The organism is Sulfuricystis multivorans, assembly GCF_003966565.1.
Classification (GTDB): Bacteria; Pseudomonadota; Gammaproteobacteria; order Burkholderiales; family Rhodocyclaceae; genus Sulfuricystis; species Sulfuricystis multivorans.
Genome location: NZ_AP018718.1, coordinates 680,004 through 695,412 on the forward strand (window position 1 = coordinate 680,004; position 15,409 = coordinate 695,412).

General features: G+C 64.0%; 17 protein-coding genes. 5 read left to right on the forward strand and 12 right to left on the reverse strand.

The annotated features are described in order from the left end of the window. Positions 1-83 precede the first annotated feature (83 nt). The 7 genes from EL335_RS03360 to EL335_RS03390 form a co-directional block, all read right to left on the reverse strand. Complete coding sequence (locus tag EL335_RS03360; protein WP_126444243.1) at positions 84-1,241, reverse strand: Fic family protein; 1,158 nt, start codon at positions 1,239-1,241, stop codon at positions 84-86. A gap of 88 nt (positions 1,242-1,329) precedes the next feature. Then, positions 1,330-2,664 (reverse strand): RNA/DNA-binding domain-containing protein, encoded by a 1,335-nt coding sequence (locus EL335_RS03365; RefSeq protein ID WP_284155429.1) that lies wholly within the window; start codon positions 2,662-2,664, stop codon positions 1,330-1,332. Then, positions 2,661-4,226: a class I SAM-dependent DNA methyltransferase gene (locus tag EL335_RS03370; protein ID WP_126444244.1), complete on the reverse strand. Its 1,566-nt coding sequence runs from the start codon at positions 4,224-4,226 to the stop codon at positions 2,661-2,663. The genes EL335_RS03365 and EL335_RS03370 overlap by 4 nt, the downstream gene beginning before the upstream one ends. A gap of 9 nt (positions 4,227-4,235) precedes the next feature. After that, positions 4,236-4,661, reverse strand: coding sequence for a YybH family protein (locus tag EL335_RS03375; protein ID WP_126444245.1), 426 nt, complete (start codon positions 4,659-4,661; stop codon positions 4,236-4,238). Continuing rightward, positions 4,661-5,698, reverse strand: a complete 1,038-nt coding sequence (waaF, locus tag EL335_RS03380; protein WP_348541428.1) for a lipopolysaccharide heptosyltransferase II — start codon at positions 5,696-5,698, stop codon at positions 4,661-4,663. The genes EL335_RS03375 and waaF overlap by 1 nt, the downstream gene beginning before the upstream one ends. After that, positions 5,638-5,841, reverse strand: a complete 204-nt coding sequence (locus tag EL335_RS03385) for a zinc-finger domain-containing protein (RefSeq protein WP_126444246.1) — start codon at positions 5,839-5,841, stop codon at positions 5,638-5,640. Before EL335_RS03385 ends, waaF begins: the two co-directional genes overlap by 61 nt. A 16-nt stretch (positions 5,842-5,857) precedes the next feature. After that, positions 5,858-6,778: a branched-chain amino acid transaminase gene (locus EL335_RS03390; protein ID WP_126444247.1), complete on the reverse strand. Its 921-nt coding sequence runs from the start codon at positions 6,776-6,778 to the stop codon at positions 5,858-5,860. A gap of 59 nt (positions 6,779-6,837) precedes the next feature. On the opposite strand from EL335_RS03390, the gene EL335_RS03395 reads away from it, so the two are divergent. Together EL335_RS03395 and mnmA are read left to right on the forward strand one after the other, a co-directional pair. Then, on the forward strand, positions 6,838-7,302 hold the full coding sequence (locus EL335_RS03395) for an NUDIX hydrolase (protein ID WP_126444248.1): 465 nt from the start codon (positions 6,838-6,840) through the stop codon (positions 7,300-7,302). Further along, the gene (gene mnmA, locus EL335_RS03400) at positions 7,295-8,368 is read left to right on the forward strand and encodes a tRNA 2-thiouridine(34) synthase MnmA (RefSeq protein WP_126444249.1); all 1,074 of its coding nucleotides are present in this window, start codon (positions 7,295-7,297) and stop codon (positions 8,366-8,368) included. Before EL335_RS03395 ends, mnmA begins: the two co-directional genes overlap by 8 nt. On the opposite strand, the gene EL335_RS03405 is transcribed toward mnmA, so the two are convergent. Beyond that, positions 8,358-8,966, reverse strand: coding sequence for a glutathione S-transferase N-terminal domain-containing protein (locus EL335_RS03405; protein WP_126444250.1), 609 nt, complete (start codon positions 8,964-8,966; stop codon positions 8,358-8,360). The two genes, mnmA and EL335_RS03405, sit on opposite strands and share 11 nt — an antisense overlap. 136 nt (positions 8,967-9,102) lie before the next feature. Between EL335_RS03405 and purB the strand changes: the two genes are divergently transcribed. From purB to EL335_RS03420, 3 genes are read left to right on the forward strand one after another with little or no spacing between them, the layout of a single operon-like run. Continuing rightward, positions 9,103-10,503, forward strand: a complete 1,401-nt coding sequence (gene purB, locus EL335_RS03410) for an adenylosuccinate lyase (protein ID WP_126444251.1) — start codon at positions 9,103-9,105, stop codon at positions 10,501-10,503. After that, positions 10,504-10,827, forward strand: coding sequence for a DUF2322 family protein (locus EL335_RS03415; protein ID WP_126444252.1), 324 nt, complete (start codon positions 10,504-10,506; stop codon positions 10,825-10,827). 44 nt (positions 10,828-10,871) lie between these two features. After that, positions 10,872-11,333: a c-type cytochrome gene (locus EL335_RS03420; protein WP_126444253.1), complete on the forward strand. Its 462-nt coding sequence runs from the start codon at positions 10,872-10,874 to the stop codon at positions 11,331-11,333. Between the two features lie 176 nt (positions 11,334-11,509). Here the strand turns inward: EL335_RS03420 and EL335_RS03425 are convergent, their stop codons facing one another. From EL335_RS03425 to yajC, 4 genes are read right to left on the reverse strand one after another with little or no spacing between them, the layout of a single operon-like run. Continuing rightward, complete coding sequence (locus EL335_RS03425) at positions 11,510-12,193, reverse strand: cytochrome b/b6 domain-containing protein (RefSeq protein WP_126444254.1); 684 nt, start codon at positions 12,191-12,193, stop codon at positions 11,510-11,512. A 6-nt stretch (positions 12,194-12,199) separates the two neighbouring features. After that, positions 12,200-13,147 carry a protein translocase subunit SecF gene (gene secF / locus EL335_RS03430; protein WP_126444255.1) on the reverse strand — a complete coding sequence of 316 codons (948 nt, stop codon included), beginning with the start codon at positions 13,145-13,147 and terminating at the stop codon, positions 12,200-12,202. Between the two features lie 12 nt (positions 13,148-13,159). Continuing rightward, on the reverse strand, positions 13,160-15,037 hold the full coding sequence (gene secD, locus EL335_RS03435) for a protein translocase subunit SecD (protein WP_126444256.1): 1,878 nt from the start codon (positions 15,035-15,037) through the stop codon (positions 13,160-13,162). Then, positions 15,037-15,381: a preprotein translocase subunit YajC gene (gene yajC, locus EL335_RS03440; RefSeq protein WP_126444257.1), complete on the reverse strand. Its 345-nt coding sequence runs from the start codon at positions 15,379-15,381 to the stop codon at positions 15,037-15,039. Before yajC ends, secD begins: the two co-directional genes overlap by 1 nt. Positions 15,382-15,409 lie beyond the last annotated feature (28 nt).

Consider the following 15,409-nt stretch of genomic DNA (forward strand, 5'->3'; position numbering starts at 1 on the left):
CCCGCCGTCCCGCCAGCGCCGAGTTTTTCATTCCCCCGCCTCCTCGAACAGCCGTAAGTAAGGATCGAAGCGAAAGCGCCGGTTCATGGTTGCGTCCCTTCGTTGAGCACGTCCAGATACGCCTGATAGACAAACACCCGCTCGCGTTTCTTGCCGGTGATCTCGCGTACGATGCCGAGCCGCTCCAGTCCCTCGACGGCGCGGGCGACGGTGGGGAAGCTCAAGCCCAGTCGCCGGCTCAGATCGTCGATGCTCGCCAATGGCCGGCGGCGTAGGGCGTCGAAGACGCGCAGGGCGTTGGCCGCGGCGCGGCCAAGGATCTGCACCTGCGCGGCGTCCGCAGCAAAGAGCGCGAGCAGCCGGTGGGCGGTGTCCACCGCGCCGGTGGCGGTCTCGGCCACGCCGTCGAGGAAGAAGTCGAGCCAGGCTTCCCAGTCGCCACTTTGCCGCACGGCATCGAGCAGGCGGTAGTACTCGGCGCGGTGCTGTTTGAGGTAGAGCGAGAGATACAGCAAAGGCTGACGGAGCACGCCGTCGTGGTGCAGGATGAGTGCAATCAATAGCCGCCCGACGCGGCCATTGCCATCGAGGAAGGGGTGGATGGTTTCGAATTGCACGTGGGCCAATGCCGCCTTGAGGAGCGCGCCGGGGGCGTCCTCCGCGTGCAGGAAGCGCTCCAGTGCTGCGATGCAGGGCTCGACCGCATCGGGCGGTGGCGGCACGAACTGGGCGTTGCCGGGGCGGGTGCCGCCGATCCAGTTTTGGCTGGTTCGAAATGCGCCGGGCTGTTTGTCCGCGCCGCGCCCGCGCGCGAGGAGTTTGCCGTGGATCTCGCGCAGCAGCCGGTTGCACAGCGGAAAGCCTTCGGCCAGGCGCGAAAGGCCATGCTCCAGCGCGGCGACGTAGTTGGAGACTTCCACCACGTCGTCGAAAGGCACGCCGTGGGCTGCATCGAGCTCGAACAGGAGCAGGTCGGAGAGCGACGACTGCGTGCCTTCGATCTGGCTCGAGAGCACCGCCTCGCGCCGCACGTAGGCGTAGAGGAAGAGGTCGGGGTCGGGCAGCAGCGCGGTGATGGCGTCCAGCCGCCCGCAGGCCAAGAGCGCGCGTTCCAGTCGCGCCTGCCGGGACGCGTCGAGCACGATGGGCGGCGTGGGCGGTAGCGGCGCGGGGATGAAGGCCAGGATCTGCTCGCCGACCGTGGTCGTGATCCGGTAGCTGCCCGTGGGGCCGCGCTGCATGGTGGTTTATCCCTCCCTTATTGACGCCAGCGTGAATAGCTGTGCACATTATTCACAAATAGGCTAATTTCTGTAAATAGCGTGGCATTCAAAACCCCAGCGTTTTCAGATTGGCCTCGATGGCGGCGTCGAGATTGACGGCCTCGGCCTGCTGCAAGGCGGCCCCGGCCGCGAAATGCACGCGTCGCGCAAATAAATGCACGCGTGCATTTGCCGTGCATTTCCGTGCATTTCCAGCGCTCACCGTGGCCTCGTTGCTGCGCGCGTAGGAGGGTGCCGGGCGGCCGTTGCGCAGTTGTTCGTAGAAGATCGTGTCGATGCCGCGCGCGGTGCGCTCGACGATGCCGGCGCGCTTGAAGGCGTCGGCCAGCAAGGGGTTGCGGGGACGCGGTGCGGTGACGAGCAGGTTGTCGAGCCGCACGCCCTCGGGAAAGCCGCCGGGGCTGGTGATCTCGATCTGGTCGCGCTGCCACTGGAAATGCACGGCGCCCAGACGCTGGTAATCGCGGTGGATCAGCGCGTTGGCCAGCGCTTCGCGCAGCGCGCGCTCGGGATAGTCGGGCACGCCCACGCGCAGCAGGCCCACCATCAGTTCCTGCTCGCGGTTGCGGGCGCGGATGCGCGCTTCGATTTCTTCCATTGCCCGCAACAGTGGCCAGCGGAAGAAGTCATTGACCTCCACGTCCAGCCCGCGCAGCACCTGGAAGGCGACTTCGTGCGTGGGGACGAAGCGGCGCACCGCGTCTTCCTTGCCAAAGAGCAGCAGCGCCGCCAGCCGAACCCCGCGCACGGCGCCGTTGGCGTCCACGACGCCCAACGCCTTGGCGAGTTCCAGATCGGGCAGGTCGAGCAGGGATTCGTCGCTGCGCCCGCGCCGCTCGCGCACGCTGCGGCGAAAGCGTTCGAACTCGAGCGGGTCGAGATGCTCCCAACGCGCCTCGGGGACGATCTGCGCGGACGGATCGAGCAGCCCCCGGTCGGCCAGCAGCGACTGCACGGCGTAGCCATCCATCGGCATGCAGGCGGGCTTGCCATCGCCGCCCAGCACGCGGCGCAGAAAGACGCCATCGCTGGTGGCCACCGGCTGCCGTTGTGCAGGGATTTCGATGGCGAGCACGGTGACGCCAGCGAGTTGGACGCCTTCGATCCGCACGGAAAGCGCAGGGCGGGTGCGGTTGGCGATCAGGGCCGCCACTTTGGCCGGATCGGTCGTCGCGCCATGCCGAGGCCGTGCGCCGGTGATGCGGCCATCGTCTTCCACGCCGATGAGCAGATAGGCGCAGTCGTTGCCGGTGCGATTGGCCAGGCACACGACGGCCTCGATGATCTGGCGGTCGTTGAGCGGTCCTTGCTCCTCGCCCTTGAATTCGACCGCGAGCGTTTCTCCGGCTGTGATGAGGGCGCGCAGCGTCTCTGGGCTCATGCGGATTCACTCCAAAACCCCAGCGCCTTCAGATTGGCCTCGATGGCGGCATCCAGCTTGGCCGCTTCCATCCGCTGCTCGCGCCACTGGGCGGTGAGCCGGGCCATCTTTTCCGCGAACGGCTCGCCGTCGTCTTCCTGCGCCGCCGCGGCCACGTGGCGGCCGGGGGTGAGCACGTAGCCGTGCTTGCGGATGTCGTCGAGCGTGACGGATTTGCAAAAGCCCGGCACGTCGGCGTATTCGCCCGCGCCGGGCTCGCTGCGCCAGGCGTGGTAGGTATCGGCGATGCGTTTGATCTCTTCGTCGGTGAGCTCGCGCCGGGTGCGGTCCACCAGCACGCCCATCTTGCGGGCGTCGATGAACAGCACCTGGCCTCTGCGGTCGCGCCAGCCCTTGCCCGGGTTCTTGTTGCGCGCCAAAAACCACAGGCAGGCGGGGATCTGCGTGGAGTAGAAGAGTTGCCCCGGCAGCGCCACCATGCAGTCCACCACGTCAGCCTCGACCATCGCGCGGCGGATCTCGCCTTCGCCGGATTGGTTGGAGCTCATCGAGCCGTTGGCCAGCACCACGCCCGCGGTGCCGTTGGGGCCGAGGTGGTGGACGATGTGCTGGAGCCACGCGTAGTTGGCGTTGCCCACGGGCGGCGCGCCGAACTTCCAGCGCACGTCTTCACGCAGGCGCTCGCCGCCCCAGTCGGAGACGTTGAACGGCGGATTGGCGAGGATGTAGTCGAATTTCAGGTCGCGCAGTTCGTCCTTGTGAAAGCTGCCCTCGTTGTTCCAGCGGATGTCGGCATCGATCCCGCGCACCGCGAGGTTCATTTTGCAAAGCCGCCAGGTGGTGTAGTTCGACTCCTGCCCGTAGATGGCGATATCGCCGATGCGCCCGCCGTGCTCCTGCACGAATTTTTCCGACTGCACGAACATGCCGCCCGAGCCGCAGCAGGGGTCATAGACGCGGCCCTGGAACGGTTCGAGCATTTCCACCAGCACGCGCACCACGGAGCGCGGGGTGTAGAACTCGCCGCCGCGCTTGCCTTCGGCCCCGGCGAACTGGCCGAGGAAGTATTCGTACACGCGCCCGAGAATGTCGCGGGATTTGTCGCCAGCCTCGCCCAGCGCAATACCGGAGATCAGGTCGATCAGCTCGCCCAGCATCACCTTGTTGAGCGCGGGGCGGGCGTAGTCTTTGGGCAGCACGCCTTTCAACGATTCGTTTTCCTTTTCGATGGCGCGCATCGCGTCGTCGATCAGGGTGCCGATTTCGGGGCGCTTGGCATGGGCTTGCAGGTGCGACCAGCGCGCTTCTTTCGGTACCCAGAAGATGTTCTCGGCCAGATATTCGTCGCGGTCTTCGGCCGCCTGCGGGTCTTCGGCGAGCAATGCCTTGTGCTTGGCCTCGAAGGCATCCGAGATGTATTTCAGGAAGACGAGACCCAGTACCACGTGCTTGTAGTCGGAAGGCTCCATGTTGCCGCGCAGCTTGTCGGCGGCTTTGAAGAGCTCCGCCTCGAAACCGAGGCTGGCGCCATTGTTGTTCCGTTGCGTGCCCGGCTTGGCCATCTGAAACGCTCAGTGCAACACCTGCGGCGCATCGCCGATGCTGGAAGGCGGCACGGGCGAGGCGTGATGGACGATCATGCGCCAGCCCAGCGCGCCGCGGACATAGACATTGGTGGCGGCGACCGGTGCGGCGAGGTGTTTTTCGCCGACCACGGCGATTTGTTCGATCACGCTATGCACGGCGGTGAAGGGGCTGTGCAGCGTGGTCAGGGCGAGCAACTGGACTTTGAGCCGCCGACCGCCTGCGAAGATGTGACGCCAGCCTTCACGCACCAGCGCATAGCCGGCAAGCCGCGGCCCGCCCGGATGGACGCAGATGATTTCCTCGTCCTCCGCCCAGACGGACATCATCATCTCGAGGTCGCCACGCTCGAGCGCTTCATAAAAGGCGGCTTCGGCTTCCTGCGGCGAAGTGTAGATCGGTTTCTTGGGCATCAGTGGTTCAATGCATCGAGCACACGCTCGGGGGTGAGGTCTTCGAGGCAACGCAGCGTATCTGGCGGCGCGAGCGGGCACTCTCGCTTGAAGCAGGGAGAGCACGGTAGCTCGAGGCTGAGGATTTTCGCATGCGCCGAGAGCGGCGGCGTAAAGCTCGGGCTCGACGAGCCGTAGAGCGCGATGAGCGGGCGGTCGAGTGCCGCGGCGACGTGCATCAGTCCGGAATCGTTGCTGACCACGGCGCGCGCGCTGGCGATGAGGTCGATCGCCTGTTCGAGCGTGGTGCGGCCACACAGGTTCAAAGCCTTACCTGCGGACAAATGGGCAATCTCTTCGCCGATCGGGGCATCTTTCGCGGAACCGAGCAGCCAAACGGGGGCATCGAGCCGGCGTGCCAGAGTCGCGAAATGGTGCGCCGGCCAGCGCTTTGCCGGGCCGTATTCCGCGCCGGGGCAGAAGATCACCGCTACGCTTTCCAATGGCAGGCCGAGCGCTTCGCGTGCCTGACGTTGCCGTTCCGGCGTCGAGATCAGGCGGGGTTTTGGCGTGGGATCGGGAAATTCACCGGCCAGCGCAGCGTATCGGTCGACCAGTCGTGGCAGCGTGCTCTTGGAGTGGCGCTCGTTGAGCAGGAAGAAGCGCGCCTCACCGGTATGGCCGATACGGCGCGGAATGCGCGCGAAGAACGGCACCAGCGCGGATTTCCACGAGTTCGGCAAGACATAAGCGGCGGAAAACCCAGCGCTGGCCAGACGGCGCCCCAAGGCCCTGCGGCCGGCCCAGTCGAAGCTGCCGTGCGGAAAGGGGTTTTCGATCACCGCATCGACTTCCGGCATGCGCGTAAGGAGCGACGCGCTCCAGGCCGGCGCCAAGACCTGGATCTCGGCCGCCGGATCGCGTGCCTTGAGCCGCATCAGGAGCGGCTGCATCATGATCGTATCGCCGATCCAGGACGGCGCGACGATGAGGATTTTCAGTGATGCCCCTTCGGTTTTTCGCCCGTGAAGCGGTAGGTCGTGCCGCAGTAAGGGCAGGTCGCCGAGCCCGTTTTCAGCACGTCGAGGAAGACGCGTGGATGGCGCGCCCACAGTGGCGCGCCCGGACGCGGGCAGGCGAGCGGCAGATCATGCGCGGTGACGGTGACCTCGCGGGTCTTTTCATCCAATACGGCGTTCATTTCTCGTCTCCAGGATTCAAACCGGGGTGAGCCAGTCGGCATGGGCCGGGACGCGGCCGGCGACGACGTCGAAGAACAGCTGCTGGATCTTTTCGGTGATCGGCCCGCGCCGGCCGGAGCCGATGGTGCGGCCGTCGAGCTCGCGGATCGGGGTCACTTCGGCCGCAGTGCCGGTGAAGAAAGCTTCATCGGCGATGTAGATGTCGTCGCGCGTCAAACGCTTCGAGACGACCGTGTAGCCGAGCTCCTTGGCGAGCGTGTGGATCGTCGCGCGGGTGATGCCGATCAAGGCGGAAGCGATCTCGGGTTCGAAAATCTGACCGTTCTTGACGACGAACAGGTTCTCGCCCGGGCCTTCGGCGACGAAGCCATCGACGTCGAGCAGCAGCGCTTCGTCGTAGCCATGTTCGGTCGCTTCGAGATTGGCGAGGATCGAATTGGCATAGGTGCCGGAATACTTGGCGCGGCACATCGAGACATTGACGTGATGGCGCGCGTAAGAGGAGGTCTTGACGCGGATGCCCTTCTCCAGACCTTCCTCGCCGAGATAAGCGCCCCACGGCCAGGCGGCGATCGCGACATGCACCTTGGCGCCGATCGGTGAGACGCCCATCTTTTCCGAGCCGTAGAAGGCGATCGGCCGGATGTAGGCGGATTCGAGGCCATTGGCGCGCACGACTTCCTTTTGCGCTTCGATCAGCGTTTCCTTGTCATACGGCATCGGCATGCGGTAGATGTGCGCCGAATCGAACAGCCGGTCGGTGTGTTCCTTGAGCTTGAAGATGGCCGTGCCGCCTACGGTCTTGTAGGCGCGCACGCCCTCGAAGACGGCAAGGCCATAGTGCAGGGAATGGGTCAGCACGTGCGTGGTGGCTTCGCGCCAAGGCACGAGCTTGCCATCGTGCCAGATGAAGCCGTCGCGGTCTGCCATGGACATGGTGATCTCCGGGAGGTTTGAGATGCCTCAATTCTAACTTGGCCGCTAGAATGCGGGGCATGGATCGCATTTGGAAGCCCAATGTCACGGTCGCCGCGTTGATGGAACGCGACGGCAGGTTCCTGCTCGTCGAGGAAGAAACCGCGGAAGGGCTACGCTTCAACCAGCCGGCCGGTCATCTCGACGAAGGCGAGTCGCTGATCGAAGCCTGCACGCGCGAGGCGCTGGAGGAGACCGCCCACGCCTTCACGCCGACCGCGCTGGTCGGCGTCTATCAGTGGCCGCGCCCCAAAAGGTTGAATGAGGGCGACATCACCTATCTGCGCTTTGCCTTCGCGGGAAAAGTCGGCGCTCGCGATGCGGCACGGCCGCTCGATACCGGCATCCTGCGCGCCGTCTGGATGACCGTGGAGGAAATCGAAGCCTGCCAGGAGCGCCACCGCAGCCCGCTGGTGCTGCAATGCGTGCGCGATTATCTCGCCGGCAGGCGCTTCCCCCTCGATCTGATCCGGCATTATGGCTAAGGTCATCGTCGGCATGTCCGGCGGCGTCGACTCGTCGGTCGCCGCGCTGCTCCTGAAGCGCCAGGGCTTCGATGTCGTCGGCCTGTTCATGAAGAACTGGGAAGACGACGACACCGAGGATTACTGCTCGTCGCGCCAGGACCTGATCGACGCCACCGCCGCCGCCGACGTGATCGGCCTCGAGCTCGAGGCGGTCAATTTCGCGGCCGAGTATCGGGAGCGTGTCTTCGCCAATTTCCTCGCCGAATACCGCGCTGGCCGCACGCCGAATCCGGATGTGCTGTGCAATTCGGAAATCAAGTTCAAGGCCTTTCTCGACCATGCGCTCAAGCTGGGCGCCGACTACATCGCCACCGGCCACTATGCCCAGGTGCGCGAATTCCTCGGCGAGTATCAGCTCTTGAAGGCCGAGGACGGCACCAAGGATCAGAGCTATTTCCTCTACCGCTTGAACCAGCAGCAGCTGGCCAAGACCCTGTTTCCGCTGGGCGGCCTCTACAAGCGCGAAGTGCGCGAGATCGCGCGCCAGGCGGGGCTGGCCAACTACGCCAAGAGGGATTCCACCGGCATCTGCTTCATCGGCGAGCGGCGCTTCCGCGAATTCCTCGCCCGCTATCTGCCCAAGCAACCGGGCGAGATTCGCCGTCTCGACGACGATCGCCTCATTGGTGAGCACCAAGGGGTCGCGTATTACACGCTCGGCCAACGAGAGGGACTGGGTATCGGCGGGATCAAGGATGCGATCGATGCGCCGTGGTTCGTCGCCGCGAAGGACAACGAGAAGAACATCCTCTATGTCGTGCAGGGACACGACCATCCGGCGCTCTACCGCAACCGCCTGATTGCCGGCGAGCTGTCCTGGGTATCCGGACGCGCGCCGCACACCCACTGGGTGTATACGGCAAAGACGCGCTACCGGATGCCCGATGCGGCCTGCGAAGTCGAGCGCGTCGATGCCGAACGTTGCGAGGTCGTGTTCGCCGCGCCGCAGTGGGCGGTCACGCCCGGCCAATCGGTGGTGATCTACGAATCGAACGTCTGCCTGGGTGGCGGGATCATCCTTTAGGCGCAGTCTCGGCAAACGACGGCCGTTGCATCAGCTTGTCGTAGTGCTTCGCCAGATTGGGGTATTGGCTGCGCCAGTCGAGCTCGGGAAAGCGCAGCAGCAGATAGCCGAGCAGGCTGCCCAGCGCGACGTCGGCGAGCGTAATGCTCGTGCCATGACACCAGGCTTGTTCACCCAGATCGCGCGCGCAGGCGGCCAGAGCGAAATCGATGACCTTGCGCTGACGCTCGATCCATTCCTGGCTGCGTTGATTTTCCGGACGACGGTTTTCCATCACCACGGCGACGGCGGCATCGAGCGTGCCATCGCACAAGGCCTCCCAGCGGCGGATCAGCGTGCGTTCGCGCCCGGGTGGTGGCAGCAGGCGGTTGTTCGGTGCGAGATTGTCGAGATATTCGACGATCACGCGCGAATCGAACAGGCTACTGCCATCGTCGAGCAGCAGCACCGGGATGCGGCACAGCGGATTGTGCGGGGCCAGCCCGCTGCCATCGGGCCCGCCATTGTCGATGACGAACTCGCAGTCGATCTTCTTTTCGGCGAGCACGATGCGCGTCTTGCGGACATATGGGCTGGTGAGCGATCCAAGCAGTTTCATGAAGTGAATCCGACGATGCGATGCGGCGAATCGTATCATCCCACGTGCCGTTTCACACCATCGGCAAAGCTATGCGCTGATAAAATCATGCAATCGACCCTTGCCCGCCCCCATCGCCTTTCCCCTACGATGCCAAATGAATCCGATCGACGCCAATGATGTCCGCTCTTTTGCGCAGCTTGCCCTGACGGCGCTTTCCCCGCTCGATGGCCGTTATGCCGCCAAGGTCGAGCCGCTGCGCGCGCATTTCTCCGAATACGGCCTGATCAAGAACCGCATCCGGGTCGAAATCGAATGGCTCAAGGCGCTTGCCGCCAACCCGGCGATCGAGGAAGTGCCGCCCTTTTCCGCAGCCACGCTCGCCGAGCTCGATCTGGTCGTCTCCGGCTTCGCGGTGGCCGATGCCGAGGCGGTGAAGAAAATCGAGGCCGTGACCAACCACGACGTCAAGGCGGTCGAATACTGGCTCAAAGAGCGCTTCCGCGACAACGCGGAAGTGATGAAGGTCGCGGAGTTCATCCACTTCGGCTGTACCTCGGAGGACATCAACAACACCTCGCACGCGCTGATGCTCAACGATGCGCGCCGCGCCATCCTGCTACCCGGACTCGACCGCGTGATCGAGAAATTCCGTCAGCTTGCGCACGATTTGGCCGAACTGCCGATGCTCTCGCGTACCCACGGTCAGCCGGCTTCCCCGACCACGCTCGGCAAGGAGATGGCCAACATCGCCGCGCGGCTGATGCGTGCGCGAGAACGGATCGCCAGCGTGCGGATGATGGCCAAATTCAACGGTGCGGTCGGCAACTACAACGCCCATCTGGCCGCCTATCCTCACCTCGACTGGGAAGCGATCGCACGCGATTTCATCGCCTCGCTCGGCCTCGAATTCAACCCTTACACGATCCAGATCGAGCCGCACGATGCGATGGCGGAACTCTTCGACGCGATCGCGCGGTGCAACACGATCCTGATCGACGCCGACCGCGACATCTGGCAATACATCTCGCTCGGTTACTTCAAGCAGAAGACCAAGGCGGGCGAAGTCGGCTCCTCGACGATGCCGCACAAGGTGAATCCGATCGACTTCGAGAACTCCGAAGGCAACCTGGGGCTGGCGAACGCGATCCTGCGCCATCTTGCCGAGAAGCTACCGATCTCGCGGCTGCAGCGCGATCTCACCGATTCCACCGTGCTGCGCAACATGGGGGTGGCCTTCGGTCATGTCGTGCTCGCATACGATTCGACGCTGCGTGGTTTGGCCAAGCTCGAAGCCAATCCGCAGCGCCTCGAGGAAGATCTCGATGCCTGCTGGGAAGTGCTAGCGGAAGCCGTGCAGACGGTGATGCGCCGCTATGGCGTGCCCAATCCCTATGAGCAGCTCAAAGAGCTGACGCGCGGCAAGGGCATCGAGCCGGAGGCGCTGCGCCGCTTCATCGACGGGCTGGCGATCCCCGATGCCGAGAAAGCGCGGCTCGAGATGATGACACCGGCGAGCTACCTCGGCCTGGCCGCCGCGTTGGCGAAGAGGATCTGAATGGCTTTTGCCGACAATCTGAAACAGCTGCCGAAAGTTTCGCATTTGGCGGCGTTGCAGCTTTTCGACCGGCAAGGCAACCTCGTCGCCACGATCGAGAACAAGCCGGGTCAGAGCGGATCGCTGGCGGTGTATAACCATCTGGCGCAGCTTTTTGGCGCGATCACCCCGGAAGCGGCGAAGAAGGGGCTGGAGCTCTACGCCGAGCATGCCGAGGAGGCGCGCGCTCATCCCGGCAAGCATCCGAACATCGACCGCTTGTTGACCTTGGTCACCGAGGGAGGTCTGCTGCGTGTGAAGCAGGTTTTCGCCACCGGCGAATGACATACAATGAGTTCGCCATTCATTAACCACCCCAGGAGATCGACATGAAAATGAAAACACTCGTCACCGGCATGGCGCTTGCCGCCATCGCCGCTTCCGCCACCGCCCAGGTCGTCGGCAAGATGGAAGACCAGATCCGCTGGCGCCAGTCGGCCTATCACACGATGGCCTGGAGCATGGCGCGCATCAAGGCCAATCTCGAAGGCACTTTCAACAAGGAGCAGGTCGTCGAAGCGGCGAACGTCATTCAGGCGATCGCCAATTCGAAGATGGGCGCGCTCTACCAGCCGGGTTCCGACAAGGGCAAAGGCTGGAAGGAAACACGTCTGAAATCCGAATTCTTCGGTAGCCCCGAGCTCGGCAAGATCGCCCAGAACTTCGGCCAGCAGGCCAACGAGATGGCCAAGGTCGCCGCCACCGGCGATGCCGCGGCGATCAAGGCCCAGTTCGGCAAGCTGGGCGAAGCTTGCAAGGCTTGCCATGACAAGTTCCGCAAAGAGGAGTAAGCCTCTTTGTGGAACTGGCGGCGTAGGCCAACTTCGCGGCGCGAAATCAAGGCGCGGCAGCGCCGGCCGAAGCCACGAGTTCAGAAAGGAAGAAGACTGAGAGGACGTGATTTCCTCGCCCAGCGGCCGCCTTCGGGCGGCCGTTGTCGTTTGTGCCGTCCCGAAGCCGCCGAGTTTCAGAAATCGGGGGCGGCCTGCCCAGCCGGTGGCGTGGCTGGCATCGGTAGCCAAACGCCGGAAGCGGCCCAGACCACGGCCAACGCGATCAGCACCGCGACGAGGAAAACGATGGGGCCGCCGCCCCTTGCCGATTCGCCGGATTGACCCTCGGCCCAGCCGGTGAGCATGGGTTTGACGAGGTTCTGCTGTTTTACACGCGCGTAGAAGGCGATTGCGCCGACATGCAGCGTGACGAGCAGCAGCAGCCCTTTTTCGAGTAGTTGATGGATGCCTGTGAGGCGTGTGGATAGCGCGCTGCCGACGAGGGGGTAGAGATAGCCTTCGAACGCGATGTCATCGTTGGCAAACAGGCCGGTGCCTGCCTGCAAGGCAAGACAACCGAGCAGGGCGAGCACGGAAAGCGCGCCCAACGGGTTATGGCCGAGCCCCTGCCACTTTCCCGCGAGATAGGCGCGGATCGCCGCCGGCCCACGCACGAAGGTGGCAAAGCGTGCATAGGTCGAGCCGACAAAGCCCCAGACGATGCGAAACGTGATGAGTCCAAGGATGGCGAGCCCCAGGCGGCCGTGCCAGACCATCAAATTGCCGCCGATCTTCACCGTGACGAAGGCAGCGACGACGCAGATCACCAGCAGCCAGTGGAACAGCCGTGTCGGCAGATCCCAGACATATGTTCTCATTGCGCGTTATACGCAGGCGCCATCTTCGGTCATCCCCGCCGGCTTTTCCTTCTTCGGCTTGACGAACTGCTCGCGGGTCACGCCAAGCCACATCACCAAGGGGCTGGCGACCAATACCGAGGAGTAGATGCCGAACAGGATGCCGATGGTCAGCGCCAGCGCGAAATAATGCAGCGCCGGGCCGCCGAAGATCAGCATCGAGGTGACCATCATCTGCGTCGAGCCGTGGGTGATGATGGTGCGCGAGATCGTGCTGGTGATCGCGTGGTTGATCACCTCGGGCGTCGTCATGCCGCGCTTTTTCTTGAAGGTCTCGCGCACGCGGTCGAAGACGACCACCGATTCGTTCACCGAATAGCCGAGCACGGCGAGCACCGCGGCCAGCACCGGCAATGAGAATTCCCACTGGAAGAAGGCGAAGAAGCCGAGGATGATCACCACGTCGTGCAGGTTGGCGATGATCGCCGAGACGGCGAAACGCCACTCGAAGCGGAACGCAAGATAGACGACGATGCCGATCACGACCAGCATCAGCGCCATCGCGCCGTCCTCGGCGAGCTCCTTGCCGACCTGCGGGCCGACGAATTCGACGCGTTTGATGGTCGGCTCGCCGCCGACCGCCTGCAGACTGGCATGCACGCGTTCGCTGACCTTGGCGGTTTCTTCGCCGGCCTTGAGCGGCACGCGGATCAGCACGTCGCGCGCGGAACCGAAGTTGATCACCTGCGGGTCGCCGAAGCCGTCGACTTCGAGCTGCTTACGAATCTTGTCGAGGTCGGGGGGCTGCGCATAGCCGACCTCGACCAGCGTGCCGCCAGTGAATTCGATCGACAGATGCAGCCCCTTGGTGGCGAGGAAGAACACCGCCAGCACGAAGGTGATCATTGAAATGATGTTGAACACCAGCGCGTGGCGCATGAAGGGGATGTCTTTCTTGATGCGGAAGAATTCCATGCGCGTTTCCCCTTACTTGGTTTCGATGCCCGGTTGCCAGACCTGGCCGATGCTGATGGAATCGAGCTTCCTGCGCCCGCCGTAGATCCAGTTCACCAGCGCGCGCGAGACCACCACCGAGCTGAAGATCGAGGTCAAGATGCCCAGACAATGCACGACGGCAAAACCGCGCACCGGGCCGGAGCCGAAGATCAAGAGCGCGACGCCGGCGATCAAGGTGGTGATGTTGGAATCGAGAATCGTGCCCCAGGCACGCTCATAACCGGCGGCGATCGCCGCATGCGGCGTGACGCCATTCCTGAGTTCCTCACGGATGCGCTCGTTGATCAGCACGTTGGCATCGATGGCCATGCCGAGCGTGAGCGCCACCGCGGCGATGCCGGGCAGCGTCAGCGTCGCCTGCAGGAGCGAGAGCAGGGCGACCAGGAACAGCAGGTTGGCGGTCAGCGCGATCACCGAGACCAGGCCGAGCAGGTGGTAGTAGGCGATCATGAATGCGGCGATGGCCAAAAAGCCCCACAGCGTCGAGTGCATGCCCTTGGCGATGTTGTCGGCGCCCAGGGAGGGGCCGATCGTGCGCTCCTCGATGATCTCCATCGGCGCGGCGAGTGACCCGGCACGCAGCAGCAGCGCGACATCGCTCGCCTCGGTCGTCGTCATGCGACCGGAAATCTGCACGCGACCGCCGCCGATCTCCGACCGGATCACCGGCGCAGTGACCACTTCGCCCTTGCCTTTTTCGATCAACAGGATGGCCATGCGCTTGCCGACGTTCTCGCGCGTGACGTCTTTGAAGATGCGCGCGCCGGCGGCGTCGAGGGTGAGGTGCACGGCCGGTTCGTGGGTCTGGGAATCGAAGCCGGCCTGGGCATCGGTGAGTCGATCTCCGGTGAGCACGACCTGCTTTTTGACCAGCAGCCCGCGGCCGCCGCGTTCGATGTAGTAATCGGTGCCGGCCGGTGGCTGGCCCTTTGCAGCCAGTTCCATGATCGCCGGGTTGGCGCTGGCTTCGTCGTCCACCATGCGGATTTCCAGGGTCGCGGTGCGGCCGAGGATGTCCTTCGCCTTCGCGGTGTCCTGCACGCCTGGCAGCTGGACGACGATGCGGTCCGCGCCCTGCTGCTGGATCACCGGTTCGGCCACGCCCAGCTCGTTGATGCGGTTGGAAAGCGTGGTGATGTTCTGCTTGATCGCGAATTCCTGGATGCGTTTCTGCGCCGCAGGCTTCAGGCTTGCCACCAGCTTGAAGTCGGCGCCATCCTGCGCGTCGATGATGTCGAGATCGGGTTGGTTGTCGGCGATCACTGCGCGCGCCTTGTCGCGCGTCTCGGCATCGCGGAAGCGGATCACCAGTTGATTGCCCTCGCGCGCGATGCCGCCGTGACGGATGGACTTGTCGCGCAGCAGCGTGCGCAAATCGGCGCCGAGCGAGTCGAGCCGCTTGGTGATGGCCCCCTTCATGTCCACCTGCAGCAGGAAATGCACACCGCCGCGCAGATCGAGGCCCAGATACATCGGCAGCGCATGGATCGCGGTCAGCCAGTCTGGCGAGGCCGACAGCAGGTTCAAAGCGACGCTGTAGGAGCTATCGGCAGGATCGGGATTGAGCGTCTTCTCGAGCGCATCCTTGGCCTTGAGCTGCGTTTCGGTATCCTTGAGACGCACGCGGATGCTGTGTGGGTCGGCGAACACCCCGGTCGGCTGGATGCCGGCTGCCGCAAGGATTTCCTCGATGCGGCCCTGCAGTTTCTGATCGACCTTGATCGTCGCCTTGACGCTGGAAACCTGCACGGCCGGCACTTCGCCATAGAAGTTCGGCAGCGTGTAGAGCAGGCCGAACAGCAACGCGATGACGACCAGCGCGTTCTTCCAGAGCGGGTATCTGTTCATCAGAGTGACTTCAGCGTGCCTTTCGGCAGCAGGGCCGCAACCGCTTGCTTCTGGATCTGCACTTCGACCGGGGCATCCTTCAACGAGGCGACCTCGATGGCGACGTAGTTTTCACCGACCTTGGTGATCTTGCCGACGATGCCGCCCTGGGTCACCACTTCGTCGCCCTTGGCGAGCTCGCTGATCAGCTTCTGGTGTTCCTTGGCCTTCTTCATTTGCGGCCGGATCATCAGGAACCACAGCACGATGAACATCAGGATGATCGGGGCCAGCCCCATCAGGCCGCCGGTCGGGTCCTGGGCAGCGCCTTGCGCGGCCTGAGCATGAGCATTGGAAATCAGCATGTTTGAATCACTCCTTTGAAATGAGGGG

Coding starts and splice junctions, on each gene's coding strand:
- EL335_RS03360 (WP_126444243.1), bottom strand. CDS start 1,241: ATGCAGCGCGGCCCCACGGGCAGCTACCGGATCACGACCACGGTCGGC.
- EL335_RS03365 (WP_284155429.1), bottom strand. CDS start 2,664: ATGAGCCCAGAGACGCTGCGCGCCCTCATCACAGCCGGAGAAACGCTC.
- EL335_RS03370 (WP_126444244.1), bottom strand. CDS start 4,226: ATGGCCAAGCCGGGCACGCAACGGAACAACAATGGCGCCAGCCTCGGT.
- EL335_RS03375 (WP_126444245.1), bottom strand. CDS start 4,661: ATGCCCAAGAAACCGATCTACACTTCGCCGCAGGAAGCCGAAGCCGCC.
- EL335_RS03385 (WP_126444246.1), bottom strand. CDS start 5,841: ATGAACGCCGTATTGGATGAAAAGACCCGCGAGGTCACCGTCACCGCG.
- EL335_RS03390 (WP_126444247.1), bottom strand. CDS start 6,778: ATGTCCATGGCAGACCGCGACGGCTTCATCTGGCACGATGGCAAGCTC.
- EL335_RS03395 (WP_126444248.1), top strand. CDS start 6,838: ATGGATCGCATTTGGAAGCCCAATGTCACGGTCGCCGCGTTGATGGAA.
- mnmA (WP_126444249.1), top strand. CDS start 7,295: ATGGCTAAGGTCATCGTCGGCATGTCCGGCGGCGTCGACTCGTCGGTC.
- EL335_RS03405 (WP_126444250.1), bottom strand. CDS start 8,966: ATGAAACTGCTTGGATCGCTCACCAGCCCATATGTCCGCAAGACGCGC.
- purB (WP_126444251.1), top strand. CDS start 9,103: ATGAATCCGATCGACGCCAATGATGTCCGCTCTTTTGCGCAGCTTGCC.
- EL335_RS03415 (WP_126444252.1), top strand. CDS start 10,504: ATGGCTTTTGCCGACAATCTGAAACAGCTGCCGAAAGTTTCGCATTTG.
- EL335_RS03420 (WP_126444253.1), top strand. CDS start 10,872: ATGAAAATGAAAACACTCGTCACCGGCATGGCGCTTGCCGCCATCGCC.
- EL335_RS03425 (WP_126444254.1), bottom strand. CDS start 12,193: ATGAGAACATATGTCTGGGATCTGCCGACACGGCTGTTCCACTGGCTG.
- secF (WP_126444255.1), bottom strand. CDS start 13,147: ATGGAATTCTTCCGCATCAAGAAAGACATCCCCTTCATGCGCCACGCG.
- secD (WP_126444256.1), bottom strand. CDS start 15,037: ATGAACAGATACCCGCTCTGGAAGAACGCGCTGGTCGTCATCGCGTTG.
- yajC (WP_126444257.1), bottom strand. CDS start 15,381: ATGCTGATTTCCAATGCTCATGCTCAGGCCGCGCAAGGCGCTGCCCAG.